We start from the raw sequence: 24,885 nt of genomic DNA, 5'->3' as shown, positions 1-24,885 counted from the left end.
GCCCTATTGACCCGAAACAGGTCAATTGGCCAGCATCCGCAGGCCCTGCGTCACGTCCGAGCGGATCGCAAGCCGCAGCCCCGGCTCGTCCCCGGCCTTCAGCGCCGCGATGATCAGCTTGTGATAATGGGGCGGATCGGTCCGGCGCAGCCGGCTGTACAGCTGCCGCATGGTCGGCCCAAGCTGCAGCCAAACCGTCTCGGTCATCGCCAGCATCGCCGGCGCCTGGGCGCGCAGATAGAGCGTCCGGTGGAATTCCAGGTTGGTCCGGATATAGCCCACGGCATCGCGCGTCAGGATGACTTCGCCGATGGTGGCATTGATCGTCTGCAACCGGTCGATCAGCGCGTTATAGGCGCGCGGCAGGGCGCGGCTCGCCAATTCCACCTCGATCAGCGCACGCAGCGCCGCCAGTTCCTCAATCCGCTCGTTGCTCAGCTCGGGCGTCGTCACCCGCCCCGACGACGACAGCGACAGCGCCCCCTCCGCCACCAGCCGCCGCAGCGCCTCACGCGCCGGGGTCATCGAGACGCCATAGTCCTTGCCGATCCCCCGCAGCGTCAGCGCCTGCCCGGGCGCGATCTCGCCATGCATGATCCGCGTCCTGAGCGCGCGATAGACGCGGTCATGGGCGGCAGGCAGCAGATCGGCGGAACGGGGCAGCATGACGCAACTCTGTGATCACATACCCGAAGGCCGTCAAGCCTCACCGTCGAAACTGAAGCGATGCAGCGCATTGCCCTCGCTCTTCAGCCAGGCCCGCGACGCCGCATAGGGCCCACCATAGAGCCGCTTCACAATCGCCCAGAAGGCAGGAGAGTGATTCATCTCGGCCAGATGTGCCACCTCATGGGCGGCGACATAGTCCAGCACCTCGGGCGGCGCCATCACCAGCCTCCAGGAATACATCAGCCCCCCGTCCGACGTGCAGGAGCCCCAGCGCGAACGGGTGTCTCGCAGCGTGATCCGTCCATACCCCCGCCCCAGCGCCTCCGCGTGCCGGTCCGACGCCGCCACCAGCCGGTCGCGCGCCAGCGTCTTCAGCCAGGCCGCCAGCCGCGGCCCCTCGGCGCCGGCCGGCACACCGATCTCTGACTCGCCCAGCAGAATCCGCCGCCCCGCCACCGGCACCACCCGGCGCAGAATGCCCTCGACCGGCAGCAGGCTGCCCTGCCCGACCACTTCCAGTTCGGGCCACTGGCTCAGATGTCCGCGGATCCAGGCCTCCTTCTCGCGGGCAAAGGCAATGGCTGTCGCCTCGGAAACGCCCCTGGGCAGGGTGAGCGTCACCCGCCCGTCCAGACGGGAAATCCGCAGCGTGATCCGCCGCGCCTGCGCCGAGCGGCGCAGCAGCAAAGGCACCGGGGGCCGCCCGGGCAACAGATGTTCCGCCATTCCCACCCCCTTGCCAAAGGCTTTGACAGTTCCCACGTCCTGTGGCACGTGACCGGAATCGTCGCACCGACTCAAGCCATAATCGAGGGGATAACCATGCCCAAGGAAGAATGGGGTACCAAGCGGCTTTGCCCGACGACAGGCAAGCGCTTTTACGACCTCAACAAGTCGCCGATCGTCAGCCCCTACACGGGCGAGGTGGTCGAGCTCGATCTCAGCAAGGCGCGCATGATCGCCGCCGACAACGAAGACGCCGCCTCGGCCAAGGCCAAACGCGCCGACATGGATGACGAAGTCGTCCTGGACGATGACGACGATGTCGAGGTCGATCTGGGCGACGAACTGCTGGAAGAAGAAGACGATGACGACGTCTCGCTGGACGACATCCACGGTGTCGCCGGCAACGACGACGACTGACTCCAAAACCTGCGCCGGGCCGGATTTTTCCACTTGATCCCGCCCGGTGTTGCGCCTAGACAGCGGCGCACGACGATGGGGCCTTAGCTCAGCTGGGAGAGCGCTTGCATGGCATGCAAGAGGTCAGGGGTTCGATCCCCCTAGGCTCCACCAAACCCCCGAATATCCGACAACCGTTTCCTGCTGCGTCGATGACGCAGGCAGACGACCCAAGCGCGCGATGTCGCGGGTCCCCTCGGCCTATTGCAAACAGCAGAACTCTGGCGATCCCTGGAGGACTCGAACCCCCAACCTGCTGATTAGAAGTCAGCTGCTCTATCCAGTTGAGCTAAGGGACCGCTTGTGCCCCGTTCTGAGGGCTTTGTGCCGCGCGATCAAGGGGCAAGCGCATGAAGACGCTCTCGGCATCCGCCAAATAGTCCGCGAAGGGCGGGCAGTCGGTGAATCCGTGCCGGGCATAGAAGGCGCGGGCCGGGGCGAAGGCCGGTCGCGCGCCGGTTTCCAGCAGCAGTTCGCTCAGACCGGCGGCCCGGGCCTCGGCGATCAGGTGGCGCAGCATTCGGTCGGCCAGACCGTGGCCGCGTTGGCTGGCGCGCACATGCATCGACTTGATCTCGCCCGCGCGGTCACCCAGCGGTTTCAACGCGCCCATCGCCACCGCCTCCTCCCCATCGAGGATGGCGAAGAATTTCACACCAGCTTCCGACAGACGCTCTGGCGGCAGCGCGTGCACGCTTTCCGCCGGGCTGGTGGCCCGCATCAGGGCAAGATGGGTTTCGATCAGCGGCAGGACACGCGGGTCGGTCGGGGCAATCCCGACAACGCCGTTCAGTGCGTCCACACGCTGCGCCGATTGGTGGCGAAATTCTCGCCATAACCACCGGGCCGCACATTCGGCTTGCGCGGTTTCGGCTCGATCACCACAGCGTCTATCCCCTTGGACTCGGCATATTCCTTGGCCGCCTCGCGTGTGGGAAAGCGCAGGCGCACCTGGCTCTGCGTATCGTCGGACGAGGTCCAGCCCATCAGCGGATCGACATCGCGTGCACTGGCCTGCGGGAATTCCAGGACCCAGTCACGGGTCTTTGCGGTGCCCGACTGCATCGCGTTGCGGGCTGGCTTGTAGATGCGTGCGCGCATGAGAACCGTCTCCGTCCGGTGGATCAGACCCCTTCTGCCATGACACGAAGCGCTTGCCAAGCGGGCGCGAGGCCGCAGGCACCCGCTCCGTCGATCGCAGGGTCTTCAGCGGGCCCGGCGCGCCGCCTTCACCTCAGCCTTGCGCGGCAGGGCCATCGCAGCCGAAAGCAGGGTCACCAGGCAGATCGTCACCAACAGAGTCGTCATTCGGGAGATTCTCCGTGATTGGGCGACACCGACGCTAACACGTGTCGGGATGATTCCCCAAGCCCTGCCGCTCGGCCGCATCACAGAGGGCACAATTCCGGCACGGGTTCGCCCATTGTTGCGGACGAACCGCCAATGCCGCCACAATCCTGCCCTCCGCCATGCCGACAGATCCTGTCAGCATCCTCGCCTCCGCCCCTTGCATCGGAACAAAAAGGGTCCAGATTATCCTTTCCACAAGGAATCGCCGCCATGCCCTTTGCCCATTCCGACAAGACCATGCCGATGGTCCAGAACTTGCCCGCCGGCACTCGCCGCGAAAAGCTCGAAGGCGGGCGCAAGCTGGTCATGCGCACCGAATTCGAACCCGCCGGCGACCAACCCACTGCCATCGCCGAGATCACCGAGGCGATCCTTGCGGGCGAGCAGAACCAGGTGCTCCTCGGCGCCACCGGCACCGGCAAGACCTTCACCATGGCCAAGGTGATCGAGGCGACCCAGCGCCCGGCTATCATCCTCGCCCCAAACAAGACGCTGGCGGCGCAGCTCTATGGCGAATTCAAGGGCTTCTTCCCCGACAACGCGGTCGAGTATTTCGTCAGCTTCTACGACTACTACCAGCCCGAGGCCTATGTGCCGCGGTCGGACACGTATATCGAGAAAGAATCCCAGATCAACGACCAGATCGACCGGATGCGCCACTCGGCGACCCGGGCGCTGCTCGAACGCGACGATGTGATCATCGTCGCCTCGGTCTCCTGCATCTATGGCATCGGCTCGGTCGAGACCTACGGGGCGATGACCCAGGACCTCAAGGTCGGGCAGAACTACAACCAGCGCCAGATCATGGCCGACCTCGTCGCCCAGCAATACAAGCGCAACGACCAGGCCTTCCAGCGCGGCTCCTTCCGCGTGCGCGGAGACAGCCTCGAAATCTTCCCTGCCCACCTCGAAGACCGGGCGTGGAAGCTCTCCTTCTTCGGCGAAGAGCTCGAATCGATTACCGAATTCGACCCGCTGACCGGCGAAAAGACCGCCTCGATGAACCAGGTCCGCGTCTACGCCAACTCGCACTACGTGACGCCCAAGCCGACGATGCAGCAGGCCATCGTCTCGATCCGCAAGGAACTTCGAACCCGCCTCGACCAGCTGGTCTCCGAGGGCAAGCTGCTCGAAGCGCAGCGGCTGGAACAACGCACCAATTTCGATCTGGAAATGCTCGAGGCCACCGGCGTCTGCAACGGGATCGAGAACTATTCCCGCTACCTCACCGGCCGCGCCCCCGGAGAGCCGCCGCCGACGCTCTTCGAATTCATCCCCGACAATGCCATCGTCTTCGCCGACGAATCCCACGTCTCGGTCCCCCAGATCGGCGGCATGTATCGCGGCGACTACCGCCGCAAGTTCACCCTGGCCGAGCACGGCTTCCGCCTGCCCTCCTGCATGGACAACCGGCCCCTGAAGTTCGAGGAATGGGATGCCATGCGCCCCCAGTCCGTCTTCGTCTCCGCCACCCCGGCGAAATGGGAGATCGAACAGACCGGCGGCGTCTTTACCGAACAAGTCATCCGCCCCACCGGCCTGCTCGACCCGATGGTCGAGATTCGCCCCGTCACCACCCAGGTCGACGACCTGCTGGACGAGATCCGCAAGGTCACCGCCGATGGCTACCGCACCCTCGTCACCACGCTGACCAAGCGCATGGCCGAGGACCTGACCGAATACCTGCACGAACAGGGCATCAAGGTGCGCTACATGCACTCCGACATCGACACGCTGGAACGCATCGAGATCCTCCGCGACCTGCGACTCGGGGCCTTCGACGTGCTGATCGGCATCAACCTCCTGCGCGAAGGTCTCGACATCCCCGAATGCGGCCTCGTCGCGATCCTGGACGCGGACAAGGAAGGCTTCCTGCGCTCGGAAACCTCGCTCATCCAGACCATCGGCCGCGCCGCCCGCAACGCCGACGGCCGCGTCATCATGTATGCCGACCACATCACCGGTAGCATGGAGCGCGCGCTGGCCGAAACCGACCGCCGCCGCGCCAAGCAGATCGCATATAACGAGGAACACGGCATCACCCCCGCGACGGTCAAGAAGAACGTCGATGACATCCTCGCCGGCCTTTACAAGGGCGATACCGACATGAACCGGGTCACGGCGAAGATCGACCCGAGGATCGCCGGCGGTAACCTCAAGACCGTGCTCGACGGCCTGCGCACCGACATGCGCAAAGCCGCCGAGAACCTCGAATTCGAAGAGGCCGCCCGCCTGCGCGACGAGATCAAGCGTCTGGAAGCCGTCGACCTCGCCGTCCACGACGACCCGCTGGCGCGGCAGTCCGCGGTCGAAGCGGCGTCAGAGGCGGCGGTGAAAGGCAAGGGAAGGAGCACGGCGGGGCGACCGGGACAGCATGGGGGGAATGTGCGGAGGCGGAAGCGGTAAGGCAAACGTAGGGTGGGCAATCTGCCCACCATCCCGACATTCATCTCTCAACACCGATGGTGGGCGAACCGCCCACCCTACAGCCCGAATTTGTCGCCTTTCTTTGTCACTCGCCGGGCAATCTGCACACCACCATGACCCCCGTCACGCGACCCAACGACGGGCAAACCACCCACCCCACTCTCCGAAATCGCCCTCCGGCATCGACCCCGACCACTCCGCCTCCACGCGACCGGCGCGGATGTCCCGGTGGATCGACGAAAACGGCCAATCCACCGCGCGCGCCACGTATCCGTGCTTCACCGGATTGCCCCAGCAATAGGCCACATGGGCCCGGTAATCCGCATCGTCGCGGATCAGGTGCTCCCAGTACCGCCGCTGCCAGACGCCCAGCTCCCGCTTTGCCAGCTTGCTGGAAGACCGCCGCCGCTCCTCTCCGATCGCGTGGGAAAACCGCGCCTTGATCTTGCGCCACCGCTCGGGAAACCCGGCATCCTGCGCCGGAAGCGTCCAGACCGCATGAAGATGGTCGGGCAGGATCACCATCGCATCACAGAAGACAGGATGCTCGACCACGGTCTTTCGATAGGCGGACCGCAGCAGGTCGATCCGGTCCGTCAGGTCAGACCCGCCCCGACTCGCGAGGTTGACGGTAAAGAAATATGTCGCGCCCGGAATGCGACGTCGGCTGTAGCTGGACATGCCGACGACTGTTCCGCGATCAAGCTTAACACTTCGTGTAGGGTGGGCAATCTGCCCACCTTTGGCTTCCGAAAAGCCCCTCGCCCTTCTTCCGGCCAGCCAGCCTCCGCGCACGATCTACCCTGGAAATGCGGGTCAAGAAGCTGGACAGGTAACGGCGCAGGTCAGGTCCTGTGTATCGCAGGTCCCTGGGCAGACCTCGGGGCCGGAAGCGGCGTTCCCTGACCGCGAAGACTCGGGCCAGAAAACGTCACTCGAAGAAAATAAAGGGGAATCAAATACTTGACCCCCCGTCCCAGCTGGGACACTTTTTTCGGCCGCCTACATCCCCTTGTCGACGATCTGTTCGGTCTCGCCGCCGGCCTCGACCCAGTCCTTGAGTCCGCCGATGTTGTAGACCTGGTCATACCCCATGTCCTTCAGCACCTTGCCCGACAGCGCCGACCGCCCGCCCGAGGCGCAATAGACCAGAACGGGCCGGTCCTTGCGGAACTCCGGGTTGTGATAGGCGGTGTCCGGATCGGCGCGGAACTCCAGCATCCCGCGCGAGACATGCATCGCCCCCTTCACCTTGCCCGCCGCCTCGAGTTCCGGCGCGTCGCGCACGTCCACCACCAGCGCCCCCTTAGCGATCAGATCGCGCGCGCGGTCGATGCCAATCTTCTCGACGGCGGCATTCGCCTCCGCCATCATGTCCTTCACGGTCCTGCTCATCGCTTCGCTCCCTTTCACACCACACTCATGACGGCGCCCGATCGGACAGCAGTGCCTCGATCCGGCCCAGAATTTCCTGCGTCGACGCCGCCTCGCGCGGCGCCTCCAGGCCGCGCCACACCAGGTCGAGCACCTGATCGGCCAGCCCATCGACGTCGTAATCGCCCTCGTTGCGCAGAAACGCCCAGGTGCGGTGCTCGATGCTCCCGAAGATCACGTCGCGCACCAGCGTCGGCGACAGGCCCGACCGGATTTCCCCCGCCTTCATGCCGGCCGCCACCACTTCGCTCACCCTTGCGGTATAGGCCCGGTTCAGCGCAAACAGCCTTGTGTCGCGGTAATCCGGCTCGGGCCGAAGATGCTGAAAGACCAGCCGGCTCATGTCCGGCTGCTGATGGATCGACCGCAGGTGGCGGTGAATGATGAACCGCAGCCGGTTGCGGGTCCCCTCGATGGCCGCCAGCGTCGCCGCATCGTCCTCGATCATCTCCTCGAACCAGGCTTCGGCCATGCGGAACATCAGATCGCGCTTGTTGCGGAAATAGCGATAGATGCTGCCCTCGACCACGCCCGCGCGTTCGGCGATCTCGCTCATCACCATGTCGTTATAGCCGCGTTCCGCGAAGACGGCCCGCGCGGCGACAAGAATGTCCGCCGTCCGCTTTTCCGGCGACAGTCTGCTTGCGCGTCGCTTGGTCGATGCCATGGTTCTTCCGCTAGGATCGGGGTCCCCTGACAGAACCAGCAATGGCCGGTCAATGCAAGTTAGGAAGCGGCGGCAGGCTCTCTCTGTGCCAGTCCAAGCCGCCAGCGCAACTGCGGCAGACGGTCGGCGCCAAAGAACAGCTCCTGCCCCAGAACCACGCAGGGCACGCCGGGAACACCCAGCGCCACCGCGTCGTCGATATGCTGGCGCAACTGATCACGGCACCCCGCGTCCTCCATGAACCGCGCGGCACTGTCGGGGTCATAGCCGGCGTCCAATGCAATGGTGGCCAGAACCGCCGGGTCGCGCAGGTCCAGCCCCTGGGCAAAGCGCGCGCGGAACAGCGCACGGATCAGATCGACCGGCGGGTCGGGCTGCTCGCCGGCAAATCCGATCCACATCCGAAGGGCCAGGTGCGCCGACATCGGCAGCGGGTCGGGCTGGCGATAGGGCAGGCCGAAGAAGGCGGCCGAGCGTTCCATGTCGGCCAGCATGTAGCGGCGCCGCGTCTCGGTCTCCATCGGCGGCGGAATGCCCTGGGCCTTCAGGATCGCCCAGACCATCGCGGGGCGCAGGGTTACCGGAAGTCCGGCTTCCGCGCCAATCCGCAGCACCTCGTCAAAGGCCAGATAGGCATAGGGCGAGGCGAAATCGAAAAAGAAGCTGAGCCCGCGCGCCGCCATCAGAACCGGAACACCCCGTATCCCTCGTCGCCCAGCGGCGCGTTCATTGCGGCGGACAGTGCCAGAGCAAGCGCGTTGCGGGTATCGACCGGGTCGATGATCCCGTCATCCCAGATCTGCGAGGTCGCATAATAGGCCGACAGCTGATCCTCATAGGCGCGGCGCGTGTCCTGCCACAACGCCTGGATCGCGGCCTCGTCCACGGTGCCACCATTGCGGCGCATCTGGTTGGCCTTAACCTCGGCAAGCGTGTTCGCTGCCTGATCTCCGCCCATCACGCCGATCTGGTGATTTGGCCATGTGAACAGGAACCGCCCATCAAAGGCGCGGCCGCACATGCCGTAGTTGCCCGCGCCGAACGATCCGTTGCACATGACCGTAAATTTCGGCACCCGCGAACAGGACTGCGCCATGATCATCTTGGCGCCGTCCTTGGTGATCCCACGCCGTTCGTATTCGCGCCCGATCATGTAACCGGTGATGTTCTGCAGGAACAGCAGCGGCGTATTGTTCTGGTTGCACAGCTCGATGAAATGCGCGCCCTTGAGCGAGCTTTCGTTGAACAGAACCCCATTGTTGGCAAGGATGCCGACCTTGATGCCCCAGATGTTCGCGTAGCCACAGATCAGGGTCTGGCCATAGTTCGGCTGATATTCATGAAAGCGCGAACCATCGACGATCCGGGCGATGATCTCGCGGATATCGAACTGTTTCTTGATGTCGTCGGGAAGGATTCCATAGATCTCCTCCGGGTCGTAGGCAGGCGCCTCGGGCGCTTCCTGCTGGAACGCCCATTTCTTCGGCCGGTCCCATTGCGACACGATCTCGCGCCCGATGCGGATGGCGTCTGCCTCGTCCCGCGCCGGGTAGTCGCAGGTGCCCGAGACCGAGGTATGCATCTCGGCCCCGCCCAATTCCTCGACCGTCACCTCTTCGCCCGTCGCCGCCTTGACCAGCGGCGGGCCGCCAAGGAACACCGCGCCGGTGCCGCGCACGATCACCGAATAATCCGACAGCCCGGGAATGTAGGCCCCGCCCGCCGTGCAATGACCGAAAACCAGCGCCAGCTGCTTGATCCCCTTCTTCGACAGGATGGACTGGTTGCGGAAGATGCGCCCGGCCATGTGCTTGTCGGGGAAGACCTCGGACTGAAGCTGCAGAAAGCCCCCCGCACTGTCGCACATGTGGATCACCGGCAGATGGTTCTCCATCGCGATATCAAGCGCGCGCACGATCTTCTTGACCGTCAGCGGATACCAGGCCCCGCCCTTGACGGTCGGGTCGTCGGCGCGGATCAGCACCTCGCGCCCCGATACCGTCCCGATGCCCACGATGGCGCTCGCCGAGGGGGAATCGCCGTCATACTCGCGATTGGCGGCCAGGGAGGACAGTTCCAGGAACGGCGTGCCGGGATCGAGCAGCATCTCGATCCGCTTGCGCGGCGGCATCTTGCCCTGCTTCTCCATCCGGTCGAGATCGCGTTGCGGTCGGGCATGGCGCGCCGCCTCCTGCTTCTCGCGGAAGGCCGCCACCAGCCGCCGGTTATGCGCCATATTGGCCCGGAACTCCGGGCTGTTGACGTTAAGCTTCGACTGGATCTTACGCATCGTCTTCGCCTTCGCTGTCATCCGCAAGCCGGGCAAGCAACTGGTCCTTGTCGAACAGCTCACCCTCCGCCACCAGGATTTCCCCCACCGTCCCTGCGCGCGGCGCGGACAGCACCGTCTGCAGCTTCATGCTCTCGATCGTCAGGATCGGATCGCCCATCGCAACCGTATTGCCCTCGGCCGCCTCGACCGAGACCACCGCCCCCGGCATCGGCGCACGCAGCTCGCCCGAGGCGCCCGCCCCCGCGTCTTCGCCCGCACCCAGGAGTTCGGCATTGTACGTGCGCCCGTTGGCCCGCAGCGTCAGGCCGGCAAGCGTGCGTGCGCGGGCCAGCGGCAGGTCACGCCCGCCGATCTGCAGACGGTCCAGCCCATCGGCATCTCCGCCCGGATCGCCGACCGTCACGCGGCGCCCGTCGATGGACACGATCAGCTGCGGCCGGCGGGCAACGATATCGACCTCGCGCTCGACCCCGTCGAGAAGGATACGGAATGTCATGGTCAGTTTCTCCAGTGCCCGATCGCCGCCTGAATGTCCGGCACGTCGAAGACCATCTGCCGGAACTCGCGAAAGCCCAGCGCAGCTGCAACCAGCAGGCGGTCTTCTTCCCCCTGCTCCAAAGGCACGGGCGACAGGGCCCCGGCGTTTTCCTCGATGAAGCCGGTGTGCAGCCGCGCCTCGCGGAAGGCCGCGCTCTCCAGAACCCGGATCAGATAATCGACGTTGGTCGTCACCCCCAGGAGGGCCAGCTCCTTCAATGCCTCCACCGCTCGGTCTGTCGCCTCGCCACGAGTCGCGCCATGTGCGACCAGTTTCGCCAGCATAGGGTCGAAATCGGACGTCACCGCGCGACCCTGATCCAACCCATGCTCGAACCGCAGCCAGGGCGCGTGGGGAATATGCAGGAAGTCGATCCGCCCGGTTTCGGGCATGAAGTTCTGCTCGGTATTCTCGGCACAGATACGGCATTCGATGGAATGCCCGTTCTTGGTCACCCCGTCCTGCGCGCAGGGCAGGCCCCGGCCAGCGGCCAGGTCGATCTGTGCGCGCACCAGGTCGATGCCGGTGATGTCCTCGGTCACCGGATGCTCGACCTGCAGGCGCGTGTTCATCTCGAGGAAAAAGAACCGCCCGTCCGCGCCCAGGATGAACTCGACCGTCCCGGCGTTGCGATACTTCGCAGCCTGCGCCAGACGGACTGCCGCGGCGCAAATCTCGTCGGCCTTTTCCCGGCTCAATTGTGACGACGGCGCTTCCTCGACGATCTTCTGGAACCGCCGCTGGATCGAGCATTCCCGCTCGAACAGGTGGATCACCTCACCCGTCCCGTCGCCCAGGACCTGCACCTCGATATGGCGCGGCCGTTCGACGTAAAGCTCTGCATAGACCCTGCCATCGCCGAAATACCGCTGCGCCTCGCTGGCCGCGATCCGCGCCGCCTCGCGCAGTTCGCCCGAGGTACGGACGATGCTCATGCCCTTGCCGCCGCCCCCGGCCGAGGCCTTGATCAGCACCGGAAACCCGATCTTCGCCACATCCGCGGCGAAGCGGTCCAGGTCGTCGGTCGGCAGCACCGAAGGCGCGACCGGCACGCCGTGCTGTTCGGCGAAGTTGCGCGACGATATCTTGTCGCCCATCAGGGCGATGGTCTCTGCCGCGGGTCCGATGAAGACCAGCCCTGCCTCTTCGACCGCCCGTGCGAATGCCGCATTTTCGGACACGAAGCCATAACCCGGATGGATCGCGCCCGCGCCCGTCGCCTGCGCCGCCGCGATGATCTGGGCAATGTCCAGATGCGCGGCGACCGGCGTGTCGCCGGTCAGCTCCACCGCCTCGTCCGCCTCGCGCACGTGGCGCGCCTTGGCCTCGACCGCATGGTGAACCGCTACGGCGGTCAACCCCATCGCGTGAACGGCGCGGATCACCCGGCAGGCGATCTCGCCCCGGTTGGCGATCAGCACCTTGGTAAACGGATAGTCGCTCATGCCGCACGCGCCTCCTCGGCAAATTCTTCAAGCCGGCCGCCGGGCGCAACCCAGTCGGCAGGAACCTCGACCGGAAGATCCAGCAGGATCTGCGCCAGAGCCTTGCCCTGCGGGTCGTGACGCAGCGAGGCAACACCCCCGCCGCCCAGCGCCTTGTCCATCAGGAAGTTGAACCCGCTCAATCCCGGCCAGTCGAAGCGGGTCACCTCGCCCGACACGAAATGCGCGAACCACTCGGCCACGCGCGCGGGCGTCACGCCTGCCGCGATCCAGGGCAGGAACTCGGGCGCCCGCGACAGAACACCGATATTCGCCTTGTCGCCCTTGTCGCCCGACCGCCCATGCGCCAGCGCGATCAGCGGTACTGTGACGCGCGGCCCCTCGGGAAGCGGCGCATGGGGTGTCACAGGCGCCACCGCCTCGGGCGCCGCATTGCCACCCATATCCTGCGCCACATCGAAGGTCTCGGATCCGACGCTCGCCGACATCGGCACCCGCGCCTTGTCGACCAGGCACGAGAACAGCCGGATCACCGGCTGCGGGGCCGGACGACCTCCGGCAAAGCCCGTGATCCCCTGCGCCATCGAGCAGGCGGCGGGATAGATTTCGCCCGCGAAGATCTCCAGTGCCGCCCGATCGCTGTGCCGCACGGCCAGCTTCAGGATCACTTCCCGTGCGGCCGATTTCCTGGCATCCGCGCCATAGTTGCTCTCGGCGCCCAGAACCTCGATCAGGGTCTCGGAAAAGGGCGCCAGCCCTGCTTCGGCGATCATCCGGCCTGTCCGCTTCAAAAGCGCCTCACCGGTGGCCTGCGCCTTGGCCGGCGCATCGCGCCCGGCGATCATCAGCGTCACCGAAGACCGATAACCATCGGGATAGGTCGCGCTCACCTTCAGGGTCCGCGTCGGCGCACGACCCTTTGCTCCCGAAACCCGCACCACATCCGGCCCGGCCTGCTCCAGCCGCACCTCGCTCCAGTCGCAGGTCACGTCGGGCAGGACATAGGCGGTCGGATCCCCGACCTCATAGCAAAGCTGCTCGGCCACCGTCATCGGCGTGACCAGACCGCCGGTGCCCTCGGGCTTGGTCAAATCAAATGTCCCGTCCGGCCTGCAGATGGCGATGGGAAATCCCACGTCGTCCCAGCCCGGCACGTCGCGCCAGTCGGTGAAGATCCCGCCCGTCACCTGCGGCCCGCATTCCAGAAGATGCCCGGCCAGACTGCCAGCAGACAGCCTGTCGTAATCGCCCGCGGTCCAGCCAAATTCATGCATCAGCGGCCCCAGCACCGTGGCGCTGTCCACCACCCGGCCAGTAATTACCACATCCGCCCCCTCGGCCAGCGCCCGGGCGATGGCGGCTGCGCCCAGATAGGCATTCACGCTGGTCAGCTTGGCCGGCATCGGCGCGCCGGTGAACATCTCGACCGTGCCTTCGGCCCGCAGCGTCTCGGCCAGCGCCGAAATGTCGTCTCCGCGCACGACGCCGATCTTCAGATCTACCCCCGCCTCGGCAAAGACGGCCGCCAGCGCATCCCGGCAGGCATCCACGTTCACGCCCCCGGCATTGGTGACCACCTTGATCCCCTTGGCGGCGATATCTTTCGCCAGCGGCTTCATCACCTTGGTCACGAAGTCGGGCGCATAGCCAAGGTCGGGTGATTTGATCTTCATCCGGGCCAGGATCGACATGGTGATCTCGGCCAGATAATCCATGACGAGGTAATCGACCCCGCCCCGCTCCACGATCTGGCGCGCGCCCTCGGGGCTGTCGCCCCAGAATCCGCCGCCGCCGCCGATCCGAACCTCCTGCTTCATCTCAGCGCCCCGTCCAGACCGGCGAACGCTTTTCGTTGAAGGCCGCAAAGCCTTCCCGGGCATCGGCGGTCCGTGCCATGTTGGCCAGCATGAACGGCGCGTATTCCAGCGCCGTGTCGAAGCTCATCTCGCGGATGCGCGACAGGCTCTGCTTGCCCAGCCGCACGCCCGCCGGCGATTTCGTCACGATCCGCTCCAGCAGCCAGTCCGTCTTGCTGTCCAGCTCGGCCGCCGGAACAGCATAGTTGACGATATCGTGCCCCACCGCCTCAGCCGCCGTGATTGGCTCTCCGGTCAGGCACATCTCCATCAGCACACGATTCGGCGTGTTCCGGATCAGGAACGGCAGGATCATCATCGGGAACAGCCCGACCTTGACCTCGGGCACGCCCATCAGCGCATCCTCGCGCGCCACCACCAGGTCGCAACCGCAGACAAGACCATACCCCCCGGCCAGCGCATGTCCGTTCACCCGCGCGATCAGCGGCTGTCGCGCCCGGTTCATCCGCTGGAACAGCGCGGCAAGATAGTGGCTGGGGTCGGCCTCATCCATCGAGAACGGCGCCCCATCGGCCGTCGGCTGCAGATCGCCGCCAGCGCAGAACGCCTTTTCCCCTTCGCCCGTCAGCACGATGGCGCGAATGTCATGGTCGGCATCAGCCATATCGAGCCCGGCGGTGATCCCACGCGCCACTTCGGCATTCAGCGCGTTGCGCCGGCTTTCGCGCGTGATGGTGATGGTCAGCACCGGGCCATCCCGGCGCAGGTCGACGGTCTCGTTCATCTGCGATCCTCCCTCACTCGCGGCATCCCGGCCGACGAGCACCCCTCATTAATGATGCATACTCAATAGCGCTGTCAACATCGCTTGCAATGTCTTGCGCACAACCCTGTCAGATATATTGCTATGCTTCTCATTTCCTCTTGTTTCGCGGCAGGATTTCAGTTCATGTTCACAACTGAAGACCATTCACTAACGTCCGATACGTGGTGAACTTGGTTCAGGAGGAGACTGAAATGATCGCGAACTACCCCGAAACTTTCGAGCTGGATCAGGAAAAGCAGGAGATTCTCGACCTGGCCGACCGCTTCGGCCGCAACGAACTCTATCCGCTGGCCGAGCGCATGGACGCCGAGGAGTGGTGGCCGGAAGAGGCCTTCCCGAAGATCGGCGCGAATGGCTTTTTCGGAGCGACGATTCCCGACGCCTTCGGCGGTGCGGGCATGGACCTGTTGTCCGCCGGTCTCGTCCTTCAGGGGTTCTCTCGCTGGAATCACGCGATGGCGCTGTCCGTCGTCGCCCATGACAACCTGTGCGCCAACAACATCTACCGCAACGGAAACGACGCACAGCGAGCCAAATATCTTCCCGGCCTCTGTGACGGCACCAAGATCGGCGCGCTTGGCCTGACCGAACCGGGCGCCGGCTCCGATGCGCTCGGCTCGATGCGAACGACCGCGCGCAAGGACGGCGATCACTACGTTCTGAACGGTGCCAAGATCTACATCACAAACGGCCCGGTAGCCGACATTGTCCTGGTCTATGCCAAGACCGACCCAGCCGCCGGCCCCAAGGGGATCTCGGCCTTCATCGTCGAAACCGATACGCCCGGCTTTGCCGTTGCCCAAAAGCTGATCAAGATGGGCTATCGCGGCAGCCAGACCGCCGAACTCGTCTTTGACGAATGCCGCGTGCCCGCCGAGAACATGGTCGGGGAAGAGAACAAGGGCGTCGGCATCGTGATGAGCGGGCTTGACCTCGAACGCGCGATGATCTCGCCGATCTGTCTGGGCATCGCCGAACGCGCCCTCGAACTGTCGCTCGACTATGCCCAGACCCGTCGCCAGTTCGGCAAGCCGATCGGCAGCTTCCAGATGGTCCAGTCGATGCTGGCCGAGATGTATGTGCTGGTCGAAACCATGCGCACCTTCACCTACCGCGTCCTCGCCGCCGGCGCCAAGGTCGAGATCGGCGACGGCGGTCGCGGCGATATCCACATGCTGACTGCCGCCTCGGTGATGTATGCCGCGCAGACGGTGAACAAGGTTCTCGATATTGCCGTGCAGGTGCATGGCGGTTCGGGGTATATCTGGGAATCCGAAATCAACCGCCTGTACCGCTCGACCAAGCTGCTCGAAATCGGTGCCGGCACGACCGAGGTGCGCAAGATGATCATCGCCGGCGAGCTTCTGAAGGACATGCCCCGTGGCTGACGCAAAGTTCGGCCTCACCGATGAGGATTTGGCCAGCCATCCGATGACCTATGCATCCGGCGTCCTCGCCGGGCAGACCGCGGTCATCTCGGGCGGCGCGGGCGGCATCGGGCGCGCGACTGCGTGGCTCTTCGCCCGGATGGGGGCCTCGGTCGTCATCACCGGCCGCAAAATCGCCAAGATAGACCCGCTTGTCGAGGCGCTCACCGCCGCAGGGCATACCGCCCGGGGCGAGGCGCTCGATATCCGCGACCGCGCGGCGGTCAGGGATTTCTGGGACCGCCAGTGGCAAAACGGCGGCGCCGATCACCTGATCAACAGCGCCGGGGGCCAGTTCCCCGGCGCCGCTATCGACTTCACCGAGAAGGGTTGGGATGCGGTCATCAACACCAATCTGAACGGCTCCTGGCACATGATGCAAGCCGCCGCGCAGAAGTGGCGCGCGGCCGGTCGGCCGGGCAACATCGTGACGATCATCGTTGTGACCACCGGCGGCCTGCACGGCGTGGCGCATACCATCGCCGCGCGTTCGGGCATCGTCGGTCTGACCCGCGCGGTCGCCGTGGAATGGGCCGCGCTCGGCATCCGCGTGAACTGCGTCGCGCCCGGCGCTATCGAGACCGAGGGCTGGAATGTCTACTCGGAAGAGGCCCGCGCGGCCTATCCCAAGTCCAACCCGATGATGCGCGTCGGTACCGCCTGGGACATCGCCGAGGCCTGCGGCTATCTTTCGGCCCCCTCGGGCCGCTTCGTGACCGGCGAGGTCCTGACGGTCGACGGCGGCGGTCAGCACTGGGGCGAAACCTGGACCATTCCCAAGCCCGACTATTTCAAGACATGAGGATGCCATGCTGATCGAGAAAGGCGCGCGCTACACCTCGCAGGCGCGCACAGTGACCGAAACCGACATCGTGAATTTCTGCGGCCTCTCCGGAGATTTCACGCCCATCCACTCCGACGCCGAATTCGCGCGCACCACACCGGCAGGAGAGCGCATCGCCCACGGCCCCCTGGTAATGTCCATCGCCATCGGGCTCGGCACCGCCTCCGGCCTCTTCGGCGACCGGGTCATCGGGCTGGCGAACATCACCTGGGACTTCGCCGCCCCGGTGCGGATCGGCGACACCGTCCGCTCGGTGCTCGAGGTGGAAGAGCTGCGCCCCTCTTCAAAGGCCGGACGAGAGGTCGCCACCTACAGCTACGACGTACGCAACCAGCGCGACGAAAGCGTGCAGCGCGGGCGGATGATCGTGGTCCTGCGCGCGGCCTGACCGCTCAACCGACGTCGCGCAGTCTCGCCTCCAGCTCGTGCCGCAGGATCTTCCCCGTGGTCGACCGTGGAAGGTCGTCATACTCGACGAAAATCACTTCCTTGGGGCGCTTGTAGCCGGCCAGTTCGGCCCGGCACAGCGCCTCGACCCCGGCCGCGTCGATCTCCTCGCCCTTACGCGCGACAAAGGCCACCGGCACCTCGCCCCACCGTGCATCGGCCCTGCGCACCACCACCGCGTCACGCACGCGCGGATCGGCCAGAAGCACGCGCTCGATCTCGGCCGGATAGATATTCTCGCCGCCCGACTTGATCATGTATTTCGCGCGATCGACAAAATCGAAGGTCCCGTCCGCATGGCGCACGAACATGTCGCCCATATGGAACCGCCCGCCGCGAAAATCCTTGGCATTGGTCTCCGGCGCGTTCCAATAACCGGAAAAGATCGTCGGCCCGCGCACGGCCATTTCGCCCGGCGTCTCGTCAGGCACCTCGTTCCCCTTGGAATCCACCAGCACCGCATCGACCAGCGTCGAAAGTCGCTTGGACAAGGCGCCATGCAACAGCTCGTCAGGCCCCATCAGGCGCACCGATCCCGGCGGCAGACCCGTTTCCGTGGACCCGAAGCTGTTCAGATACCCCGCCCCCGACAACCGCGCGAGATCGGCGGCCAGATCGCGCGGCACAAGGTCGATCATCGCGCCGATGGCGCGGATGCCCTTCACCTGCGTGCCTTCACTGCGCAGTATCTCCACCACCGGCTCGATGGTTCCCGGCATCAGCAGCAACCAGCCCAGATGATCGCGCGCCATGATGTCGACAATGGCCCGCGCGTCATACCCGTCCAGGATATGGACCGTCCCGCCCATCATCAGCGTGGCCAGCACTTGGTCGGTCGATCCCATGTGAAACATCGGCGCCCAGGCGATGAAGCTGTCGCGCGGCGCCACCGAAAGATCCATCCGATAGGCACACATGCGCGCGATCTCGGCCCGATGGCTGATCAGCGCCCCCTTGGGCAGCCCGGTCGTCCCACTTGTGTAAAGAATGATCAGGCCGGATTCAGGGTCTATCGCGGGCCAATCGTCCAAGGCCGGGCCGCCCAGAAGGTCGCTCCACCCGCTCTCGATCTCGATGACAGCAAAGCTGCATCCGGTCGCCTCATAAGCCGACCGGAACCGCGCGGAACAGATCACCAGCGTCGGTTCCACCAGGTTGATGCAGTGGCGCAGCTCGGCAGTCTCGAGTCGCCAGTTCTGGCAGGCGACGATCAGCCCGAGGGCGGCGGCGGCCAGCTGCAGCTCGGCATATTCCTGGCGGTTCTCCGACAACAGCGCGACACGTTGCCCCGCGATCAGCCCGCGTGCCTTCAGCCCGGCGGCCAACGCCAAGACGCGGCGCTCCAGATCGCGATAGGTCACCGGCCCGTTCGCCGCACGGATGGCCACCGTTTCCGGTTGCCGCCGGACAGTCGCCCGGAACAGATCGAAGACGCTGGCGCGCCCCGCTGCCCAGGTCATTTCGGCATCCATCATCACGCCCCTCCCCCCCTAAGAAGCGACTGTCGCACAGACCGTCGCCTCGATGGCCGACAGCCGCGCGACCAGCGGGTCGGCCACGCCGATTCCCGCCATGACCATATCGACGATCGAGTCGGCCAGCACCTCGGGGTCCAGCGAACCCTCGCCCCGCAGATAGCCCCAGACCCGATGCTCGACGCCCCCATAGATCACGTCCCGGACCAGCCGCAGATCAAGATCGTCCCGCAGCTCTCCCTTGGCAATGCCCTCGCGCACGATATCGAGCGTTCGTGCGGTGTAGAGACTGTTCAGCCGAAAGACCTCGGTCGCACGGTACCCGTCGCTGCCGCGCACGTAGTTGAACATCAGGCTGCACATCTCGGGTTCGTCGTGCACCGTCTTGAGGTGGCGCCAGACCATGAACCGCAAACGCGCGCGGGTACCCGTGATGACGGACAGTTCACGCGCATAGGTTTCCAGCATCTCCTCGTACCATACCTCGATTGCACGAGTGAGCAGCGTCGCCTTGTTCTCGAAGAAACGATAGATACTGCCCTCGACGATCCCGGCACGCGACGCGATGGCCGCCATCGAGGCCCCGTCGAATCCCGCCGACCGGAATTCATCGGTCGCCGCCGCGAGGATCTGGCGCACGCGTTCCTCGCGGGAAAGACGTACGACACCCGGGCGATGGGATGTCACGCTTCGTCCCCTGACACAGCAAAGGACGGGCGCCGCTTTTCGACAAAGGCCCGGACGCCCTCGCGCGATTCCTCGGTCGAGAAGGCATCGAACACCGCGTCTAGCGCGATTTCATCCGCTTCGGCGTGCGCGGCATCCTCGGCCCGCAGCACCGCGCGCTTGGTGATTGCCACCGCCTCGGGCCCGCAGAGCAGAAAGCGCGCGGCGAAGGTCAGAGCTGCCTGTTCCAGCGCCTCGGGTTCATGCGCGGAGGAAATAAGCCCGTAGTCCAGCGCCGTCTCCGCATCGATCGAGTCGCCCGACAGCAAGAGATCCAGTGCGCGCGGTCGACCGATCAGCCGGACAAGCTGCTGAATGCCGTTACCGCCCGGCGTCAGCCCAAGGCGCACCTCGGGCTGCCCCATGCGCGACGCGCGGCTCATCAGCCGGAAATCGCAGGCGATGGCCAGCTCCATGCCGCCGCCCAGCGCATGGCCGTTGATCGCTGCGATGGTCGGGCAGGGCAGATGCTGAAGCGCGTTGAACACCTCTAAGATGCGGCGCACATAAGGATCACGCGCCCGCGCCGGATTGCCGGCCAGATCCGAGGCCGGATCGGTGAAATACTTCAGATGCGCTCCCCCGCAGAAGGCCCGGCCCTCTCCGGTCAAGATTAGCGCGCGTGGCGGATCACGGCGCAATTGCTGAAACGCATTCATCAGCGCATCGAGCATATCCCAGGTGAGCGTGTTCATCTGCACGCCGCGCGCCAGGGTCAGGCGCGTAATACCTGCTCGCGGATAGTCTACGCAGGCTGCCTGTGTCGCATCATGCATCCTTCATTCCCCTCTTGTCCCGGTGGAAAGACATTGACAGGTCACCGGGTTCTCCCTTTAATGAAGACAATTCATTAAGAGCGAGCAAACAGCAAGTCCTAAGTGACACGCCAAAGCAGCTCTGATGATGCAGGGGGAGGAAAGTATGGGGAAGTTCGCCCATCGTGCACTTGGCTTAGCCATAGACCCGTCGGGGTCTGCGTGCGAATCACGACAACTAAACCGTATTCATTTGTGGCCGCGCGGCATCAACGCGGGCGCGCTCCATGCTTGAACTGCGCAATCTGCAGGTCCTGTACGACAGGGCCATCGAGGCCGTCCGCGACGTCTCGCTCAGCGTTCCTGATGGCGCGATGGTCGCCCTGCTCGGATCGAACGGCGCCGGCAAGTCCACGATCCTGAAGGCAATCAGCGGCGTGCTGAGCCAGGAAGACGGCGAGATCGTCGCCGGCAGCGTGCAATTCGAGGGAGAATCGCTGGCCGGCGCTTCTGCCTCCGACATCGTGCGGCGCGGAATCATCCAGGTCCCCGAAGGCCGCGCGCTATTTGCGCCGCTGACGGTCGAGGAAAACCTCCTGATGGGCGGGTTTACCCGCACCCGCGCACAGACCCGCGATGGGATCGAACGTATTTACTCCCTTTTCTCCCGGGTAAAGGAACGCCGCCACCAGATTGCCGGCTATCTGTCCGGGGGCGAGCAGCAGATGGTCGCCATCGGCCGCGCGCTCATGTCCGACCCAAAGGTGCTCATGCTGGACGAGCCCTCGCTGGGCCTCGCCCCGCAGATCATCGACGACATCTTTACCGCGGTGGTCGAGCTCAACCGGTCCTCGGGTGTCACCGTGCTCCTGGTCGAACAGAACGCCCAGCTCGCGCTCGAAATCACCAGCCAGGGTTTCATCATCGAGAACGGCCGCATCGTGCTCGACGGCCCCTCGGACAAGCTGCGCGCCAATGCGGACGTGCAGGAATTCTACCTCGGCATCTCCAAGGGCGAGCGCAAGTCGATGCGCGACGTGAAACACTACAAGCGCCGCAAAAGGTGGCTGTCATGAGCTTTCTGCACCTCGAAGGCGTCACCAAGAAATTCGGCGGCCTGACTGCGGTCAGCAACATCAACCTCACCGTCGAACGCGGCCAGATCTACAGCCTGATCGGCCCCAACGGTGCCGGCAAGACAACCCTGTTCAACCTCATCAGCTCGGTCCTGCCGGTCAGTTCCGGCAGCATCACCTTCGATGGCCGCGACATCACCCGCCTGCCGACCCACGCGATGGCGGGCCTCGGCATGGCGCGCACCTTCCAGAACCTCGCTGTCTTCAAGCACGAGACGGTGGTGAACAACATCCTGACCGGCCTGCACTCGCAGCTGAAGACCGATCCCCTCTCGGCCGCCGTCTTCTGGGGCCGGGCGCGCAAGGAAGAGCTCTGGGCGCGCGAGCGGGCCGAGGAAATCATCGACTTTCTCGAAATCGAAGACCTGCGCAACCTTCCCGTCGGCACCCTGTCCTACGGCCAGCAGAAGCGCGTCGAACTCGGCCGCGCGCTTGCGGTGAACCCGCGCCTGCTGCTGCTCGACGAGATGGTGTCGGGCATGAACCAGGAAGAGCGCGAGGACATCGGGCGCTTTGTCCTCGACCTGAAGGAGGAGCTGGGCATGACCGTGCTCATGGTGGAACACGACATGGGGATCGTGATGGATATCTCTGACCGCGTCTGCGTGATGCATCACGGCGCCCGGATCGCCGAGGGCACCCCGGCCGAAGTGTCGGAAAACCCGGATGTGATCGAGGCCTATCTCGGCGGCGGGAGCCGCGCGGCATGACGCTCTCGCTCGACAGAATTCCCGAAATGACGATGCCCCAGATCCTGCGCGAACGCGCGCGGACGCAGGGCAACCGGCTGGCGTTGCGCGAAAAATCGCGCGGCCTTTGGCAGCGAACCACGTGGGGAGAGTACTTCAGGCGCGCGCGCCTCACCGCCATCGGGCTCTATGCCCTGGGTTTCCGCCCCGGAGACCGGCTTGCCATCGCCAGCGACGACAGCCCGGAATGGTATTTCTCCGACATCGCAGCCCAGATGCTGGGGGGCGCCGGGCTGGGGATCTATCCGACGAACCCCTGGCCGGAACTCCAATACATCGTGCAGCATTCCCAAAGCCGCATCGTGATCTGCGGCGATCAGGAGCAGACCGACAAGGTGATCGACGCACGCGCCAACGAAGGCGGGCTGCCGACACTGGAAAGGATAATCTGCGTCGACATGAAGGGCATGCGCAACTATCCGCGCGATACCCTCATGTCCTTCGAGGAACTTCTCGAGCTTGGTCGCAGCAAGGAAGCCGAGCTTGGCTCCGAAGTCGATCGTCTGATCGACGGCGGCAAACCGGATGACACGGCCATTGTCGTCTATACCTCCGGCACCACCGGGATGCCCAAGGGCGCCCGGCTCAGCCATCGCAACATGCTGTCGAATGCCGCCGAAATCGCGCGCATTCACGGCCTGAACGCAGACACCTATTCGGTGCTGTGCTACCTTCCGCTGTGCCACGTGGCCGAGCGCAGCTTCTCGCTGGTCCAGCAGATGGTGACCGGCTGCACCGTCTCCTTCGCCGAAAGCGTCGATACCGTCGTCACCAACCTGCGAGAGATCGCGCCGCTGGGCTTCCTCGGCGTGCCGCGCATCTGGGAGAAGATGCAGCAAAGCATCGACTACCGGGTGCAGGACACCACGCCGCTGCAACGCTGGGTCTATCAGCGCTCCATCGCAAAGGGTCGCGAGATCGCGCGTCGCCGGCTGGCCAACGGCGGCCGGCTGGCCAGCCTGGGTGATCGCCTCACCTATGGCGTGCTTTACCTCGTCTGCCTGCGCGCCCTGCAGCGCTTCCTTGGCCTGAACCGGGTGCGCACAGCCTTCTGCGGTGGGGCCTCCATATCTGAAGACGTGCTATTGTTCTTCTGGACCCTCGGCGTGCCGGTCTACCAGATCTACGGCATGACCGAATGCGCCGGTGCCTCGCATTCGCAGCGCCCCGGCGCAACGACCCTCGGCACCTCGGGCCAGCTGCTAAGCGTCTTCGACCAGAAGATCGCCGAGGACGGAGAACTGCTCCTGCGGGGCGAGGGATGTTTCCAGGGCTATCTCTTCGACGAACAGGCCACCGCCAAGGCCTATGCCGACGGCTGGCTGCACACCGGCGATATCGTCGAGCTCGAAGGTGCCGACGAACTGCGGGTCATGGACCGCAAGAAGGACATCCTCATCACCTCGGGCGGCAAGAACATCACGCCCTCGCTGATCGAGAACGCCCTGAAGGACAGCCCCTACATCCGCGAGGCGATCCTGCTCGGCGACGGGCGCAAGTTCCTCGCAGCACTGGTGCAGATCGACCTCGAGACCACCGGGAAATGGGCGCAATCTAACGACCTGCAATACACAACCTATCGCACACTCGCCGAAAACCCGAAGGTCCGCGAACTGATCGCGGGAGAGATCGAGCGGGTAAACCAGCGCTTCGCCCGCGTCGAGAACATCCGCAGGTTCGAGATCCTCAAGAAGGAACTCGATCACGACGACGGCGAACTGACAGCCACCATGAAGGTGCGCCGCAAGGCCATCGAAACCAAGTTCGCGGACGAAATCGCGACGATCTACGGGAGCGCTGCGTGATGGACTTCTTCCTTCTGCTGTTGTCCACCGGCCTTGTCATTGGCGCCTCCTACGGGCTGATCGCGATGGGCTTTGCTCTGGTCTACAAGGCGACCGGCGTGGTGAACTTCGCCCATGGCGAGTTGGTCATGCTGACGGCCTATGTCGCCTTCACGCTCAGCAACACCTTCGACCTCTCCTTTATTCCCCTGATGCTGATCACCATTCCCATCGCCATGCTGATCGGGCTGACGCTGGAACGCGTCTTCATCCGTCCCATGCTGGGCGAGCCGGTGTTTTCCATCGTCATGGTGACAATCGGCCTGGCTGTCATGCTGCGCGGCATCACCATCATGATCTGGGGGCCGGATCCCCACAACCTGACCGCCGGCGTAACCACCGACGTCATCATGATCGGCAACCTGCCCTTCTACGCCGCCCAGCTCATGTCCATCGCCGCGCTCGCCATCTGCATGACCGCCGCCTGGGCCTTCCTGCGATTCTCGCGCATCGGTATCGCCATGCGCGCGGTCGCCGCCCATGAAACCGCCGCCCTTCTAGTCGGCATCTCGGTCAAGCGCATCCACGCGATGGCCTGGGCGCTCTCCTCCGCGCTGGCCGCCATCGCCGGCGTGCTCTTCGCGATGAACTTCAAGCTGGCGCCCGACCTCTGGTTCCAGGGTCTCAAATCCTTTCCCGCAGTGATCCTCGGCGGTCTCGACTCGATCCTCGGCTCGGCGCTCGCCGGCATCGTCATCGGCATCATCGAGAACATGTCGCAGGGCTACATCGGCCAGGGTCTGCGCGAGATCTCAGGCTTCATCGTCATCGTCATCGTTCTGATGGTCCGCCCCTACGGCCTGTTCGGCGACAAAGAAATCGAAAGGGTCTGAC

At 64.8% G+C, this 24,885-nt stretch carries 25 protein-coding genes and 2 tRNA genes; 10 read left to right on the top strand and 17 right to left on the bottom strand.

Going from position 1 to position 24,885, the window contains the following annotated elements; genetic code table 11:
• Positions 1–21 precede the first annotated feature (21 nt).
• Both ACFO5X_RS12015 and ACFO5X_RS12010 read right to left on the bottom strand, forming a co-directional pair.
• Positions 22–666, bottom strand: coding sequence for a GntR family transcriptional regulator (locus ACFO5X_RS12015; RefSeq protein ID WP_380717694.1), 645 nt, complete (start codon positions 664–666; stop codon positions 22–24).
• Between the two features lie 33 nt (positions 667–699).
• Positions 700–1,395: a M48 family metallopeptidase gene (locus tag ACFO5X_RS12010; RefSeq protein ID WP_380717693.1), complete on the bottom strand. Its 696-nt coding sequence runs from the start codon at positions 1,393–1,395 to the stop codon at positions 700–702.
• A gap of 96 nt (positions 1,396–1,491) precedes the next feature.
• Here ACFO5X_RS12010 and ACFO5X_RS12005 point away from each other — a divergent pair, with 96 nt between their 5' ends.
• Together ACFO5X_RS12005 and ACFO5X_RS12000 are read left to right on the top strand one after the other, a co-directional pair.
• Complete coding sequence (locus ACFO5X_RS12005; protein ID WP_380717691.1) at positions 1,492–1,812, top strand: TIGR02300 family protein; 321 nt, start codon at positions 1,492–1,494, stop codon at positions 1,810–1,812.
• A gap of 77 nt (positions 1,813–1,889) precedes the next feature.
• A tRNA-Ala gene (locus tag ACFO5X_RS12000) sits at positions 1,890–1,965 on the top strand.
• 108 nt (positions 1,966–2,073) lie between these two features.
• On the opposite strand, the gene ACFO5X_RS11995 is transcribed toward ACFO5X_RS12000, so the two are convergent.
• From ACFO5X_RS11995 to ACFO5X_RS11985, 3 genes are all read right to left on the bottom strand, one after another.
• Positions 2,074–2,150: transfer RNA gene (locus ACFO5X_RS11995), tRNA-Arg, on the bottom strand.
• Positions 2,141–2,653, bottom strand: a complete 513-nt coding sequence (locus tag ACFO5X_RS11990; protein ID WP_380717690.1) for a GNAT family N-acetyltransferase — start codon at positions 2,651–2,653, stop codon at positions 2,141–2,143. The genes ACFO5X_RS11995 and ACFO5X_RS11990 overlap by 10 nt, the downstream gene beginning before the upstream one ends.
• The gene (locus ACFO5X_RS11985) at positions 2,641–2,952 is read right to left on the bottom strand and encodes an ETC complex I subunit (RefSeq protein ID WP_380717689.1); all 312 of its coding nucleotides are present in this window, start codon (positions 2,950–2,952) and stop codon (positions 2,641–2,643) included. Before ACFO5X_RS11985 ends, ACFO5X_RS11990 begins: the two co-directional genes overlap by 13 nt.
• A 459-nt stretch (positions 2,953–3,411) precedes the next feature.
• Between ACFO5X_RS11985 and uvrB the strand changes: the two genes are divergently transcribed.
• On the top strand, positions 3,412–5,607 hold the full coding sequence (gene uvrB, locus ACFO5X_RS11980) for an excinuclease ABC subunit UvrB (RefSeq protein WP_380717688.1): 2,196 nt from the start codon (positions 3,412–3,414) through the stop codon (positions 5,605–5,607).
• Positions 5,608–5,751: 144 nt separating this feature from the next.
• Here uvrB and ACFO5X_RS11975 read toward each other — a convergent pair whose 3' ends face one another.
• The 9 genes from ACFO5X_RS11975 to ACFO5X_RS11935 form a co-directional block, all read right to left on the bottom strand.
• On the bottom strand, positions 5,752–6,309 hold the full coding sequence (locus tag ACFO5X_RS11975) for an REP-associated tyrosine transposase (RefSeq protein ID WP_380717687.1): 558 nt from the start codon (positions 6,307–6,309) through the stop codon (positions 5,752–5,754).
• Between the two features lie 321 nt (positions 6,310–6,630).
• A complete protein-coding gene (locus ACFO5X_RS11970; RefSeq protein ID WP_380717686.1) occupies positions 6,631–7,023 on the bottom strand; it encodes a rhodanese-like domain-containing protein in 393 nt (130 codons plus the stop codon).
• Positions 7,024–7,048: 25 nt separating this feature from the next.
• The gene (locus ACFO5X_RS11965) at positions 7,049–7,729 is read right to left on the bottom strand and encodes a TetR/AcrR family transcriptional regulator (RefSeq protein ID WP_380717685.1); all 681 of its coding nucleotides are present in this window, start codon (positions 7,727–7,729) and stop codon (positions 7,049–7,051) included.
• Positions 7,730–7,788: 59 nt separating this feature from the next.
• Positions 7,789–8,412 (bottom strand): 2-hydroxychromene-2-carboxylate isomerase, encoded by a 624-nt coding sequence (locus ACFO5X_RS11960; protein WP_380717684.1) that lies wholly within the window; start codon positions 8,410–8,412, stop codon positions 7,789–7,791.
• Positions 8,412–10,019, bottom strand: a complete 1,608-nt coding sequence (locus ACFO5X_RS11955) for an acyl-CoA carboxylase subunit beta (protein ID WP_380717683.1) — start codon at positions 10,017–10,019, stop codon at positions 8,412–8,414. Before ACFO5X_RS11955 ends, ACFO5X_RS11960 begins: the two co-directional genes overlap by 1 nt.
• Positions 10,012–10,518 (bottom strand): acyl-CoA carboxylase biotin carboxyl carrier protein subunit, encoded by a 507-nt coding sequence (locus tag ACFO5X_RS11950; RefSeq protein WP_380717682.1) that lies wholly within the window; start codon positions 10,516–10,518, stop codon positions 10,012–10,014. Before ACFO5X_RS11950 ends, ACFO5X_RS11955 begins: the two co-directional genes overlap by 8 nt.
• 2 nt (positions 10,519–10,520) lie before the next feature.
• Entirely contained in the window at positions 10,521–12,005 is a 1,485-nt protein-coding gene (locus ACFO5X_RS11945; RefSeq protein ID WP_380717681.1) for an acetyl-CoA carboxylase biotin carboxylase subunit, read from the bottom strand.
• Positions 12,002–13,822 (bottom strand): acyclic terpene utilization AtuA family protein, encoded by a 1,821-nt coding sequence (locus tag ACFO5X_RS11940; protein ID WP_380717680.1) that lies wholly within the window; start codon positions 13,820–13,822, stop codon positions 12,002–12,004. Before ACFO5X_RS11940 ends, ACFO5X_RS11945 begins: the two co-directional genes overlap by 4 nt.
• Before the next feature lies 1 nt (position 13,823).
• Entirely contained in the window at positions 13,824–14,606 is a 783-nt protein-coding gene (locus tag ACFO5X_RS11935; protein WP_380717679.1) for an enoyl-CoA hydratase-related protein, read from the bottom strand.
• Positions 14,607–14,839: 233 nt separating this feature from the next.
• On the opposite strand from ACFO5X_RS11935, the gene ACFO5X_RS11930 reads away from it, so the two are divergent.
• The 3 genes from ACFO5X_RS11930 to ACFO5X_RS11920 are packed head-to-tail and all read left to right on the top strand — an operon-like array spanning position 14,840 to position 17,307.
• Positions 14,840–16,036, top strand: a complete 1,197-nt coding sequence (locus tag ACFO5X_RS11930) for an acyl-CoA dehydrogenase family protein (RefSeq protein ID WP_380717678.1) — start codon at positions 14,840–14,842, stop codon at positions 16,034–16,036.
• Positions 16,029–16,877, top strand: coding sequence for an SDR family NAD(P)-dependent oxidoreductase (locus tag ACFO5X_RS11925; protein WP_380717677.1), 849 nt, complete (start codon positions 16,029–16,031; stop codon positions 16,875–16,877). The genes ACFO5X_RS11930 and ACFO5X_RS11925 overlap by 8 nt, the downstream gene beginning before the upstream one ends.
• Positions 16,878–16,884: 7 nt before the next feature.
• Entirely contained in the window at positions 16,885–17,307 is a 423-nt protein-coding gene (locus ACFO5X_RS11920; RefSeq protein WP_380717676.1) for a MaoC/PaaZ C-terminal domain-containing protein, read from the top strand.
• Between the two features lie 4 nt (positions 17,308–17,311).
• On the opposite strand, the gene ACFO5X_RS11915 is transcribed toward ACFO5X_RS11920, so the two are convergent.
• Genes ACFO5X_RS11915 through ACFO5X_RS11905 form a run of 3 tightly spaced genes read right to left on the bottom strand, consistent with a single transcriptional unit; the run spans position 17,312 to position 20,343 of the window.
• Positions 17,312–18,841 carry a class I adenylate-forming enzyme family protein gene (locus ACFO5X_RS11915; protein ID WP_380717675.1) on the bottom strand — a complete coding sequence of 510 codons (1,530 nt, stop codon included), beginning with the start codon at positions 18,839–18,841 and terminating at the stop codon, positions 17,312–17,314.
• Positions 18,842–18,856: 15 nt separating this feature from the next.
• Positions 18,857–19,528 (bottom strand): TetR/AcrR family transcriptional regulator, encoded by a 672-nt coding sequence (locus ACFO5X_RS11910; RefSeq protein WP_380717674.1) that lies wholly within the window; start codon positions 19,526–19,528, stop codon positions 18,857–18,859.
• A complete protein-coding gene (locus ACFO5X_RS11905; protein WP_380717673.1) occupies positions 19,525–20,343 on the bottom strand; it encodes an enoyl-CoA hydratase/isomerase family protein in 819 nt (272 codons plus the stop codon). Before ACFO5X_RS11905 ends, ACFO5X_RS11910 begins: the two co-directional genes overlap by 4 nt.
• 266 nt (positions 20,344–20,609) lie before the next feature.
• Here ACFO5X_RS11905 and ACFO5X_RS11900 point away from each other — a divergent pair, with 266 nt between their 5' ends.
• From ACFO5X_RS11900 to ACFO5X_RS11885, 4 genes are read left to right on the top strand one after another with little or no spacing between them, the layout of a single operon-like run.
• Positions 20,610–21,398 (top strand): ABC transporter ATP-binding protein, encoded by a 789-nt coding sequence (locus ACFO5X_RS11900; RefSeq protein WP_380717672.1) that lies wholly within the window; start codon positions 20,610–20,612, stop codon positions 21,396–21,398.
• On the top strand, positions 21,395–22,168 hold the full coding sequence (locus tag ACFO5X_RS11895) for an ABC transporter ATP-binding protein (protein ID WP_380717671.1): 774 nt from the start codon (positions 21,395–21,397) through the stop codon (positions 22,166–22,168). Before ACFO5X_RS11900 ends, ACFO5X_RS11895 begins: the two co-directional genes overlap by 4 nt.
• Positions 22,165–24,012 (top strand): AMP-dependent synthetase/ligase, encoded by a 1,848-nt coding sequence (locus ACFO5X_RS11890; RefSeq protein WP_380717670.1) that lies wholly within the window; start codon positions 22,165–22,167, stop codon positions 24,010–24,012. The genes ACFO5X_RS11895 and ACFO5X_RS11890 overlap by 4 nt, the downstream gene beginning before the upstream one ends.
• The gene (locus ACFO5X_RS11885; protein ID WP_380717669.1) at positions 24,012–24,884 is read left to right on the top strand and encodes a branched-chain amino acid ABC transporter permease; all 873 of its coding nucleotides are present in this window, start codon (positions 24,012–24,014) and stop codon (positions 24,882–24,884) included. The genes ACFO5X_RS11890 and ACFO5X_RS11885 overlap by 1 nt, the downstream gene beginning before the upstream one ends.
• Position 24,885: the final 1 nt, after the last annotated feature.

It is taken from the genome of Seohaeicola nanhaiensis (genome assembly GCF_042654245.1).
GTDB classification, from domain to species: domain Bacteria; phylum Pseudomonadota; class Alphaproteobacteria; order Rhodobacterales; family Rhodobacteraceae; genus Seohaeicola_A; species Seohaeicola_A nanhaiensis.
Note: the sequence above shows the minus strand (reverse complement) of the source record. Positions and strands in the feature narration are given on the sequence as shown.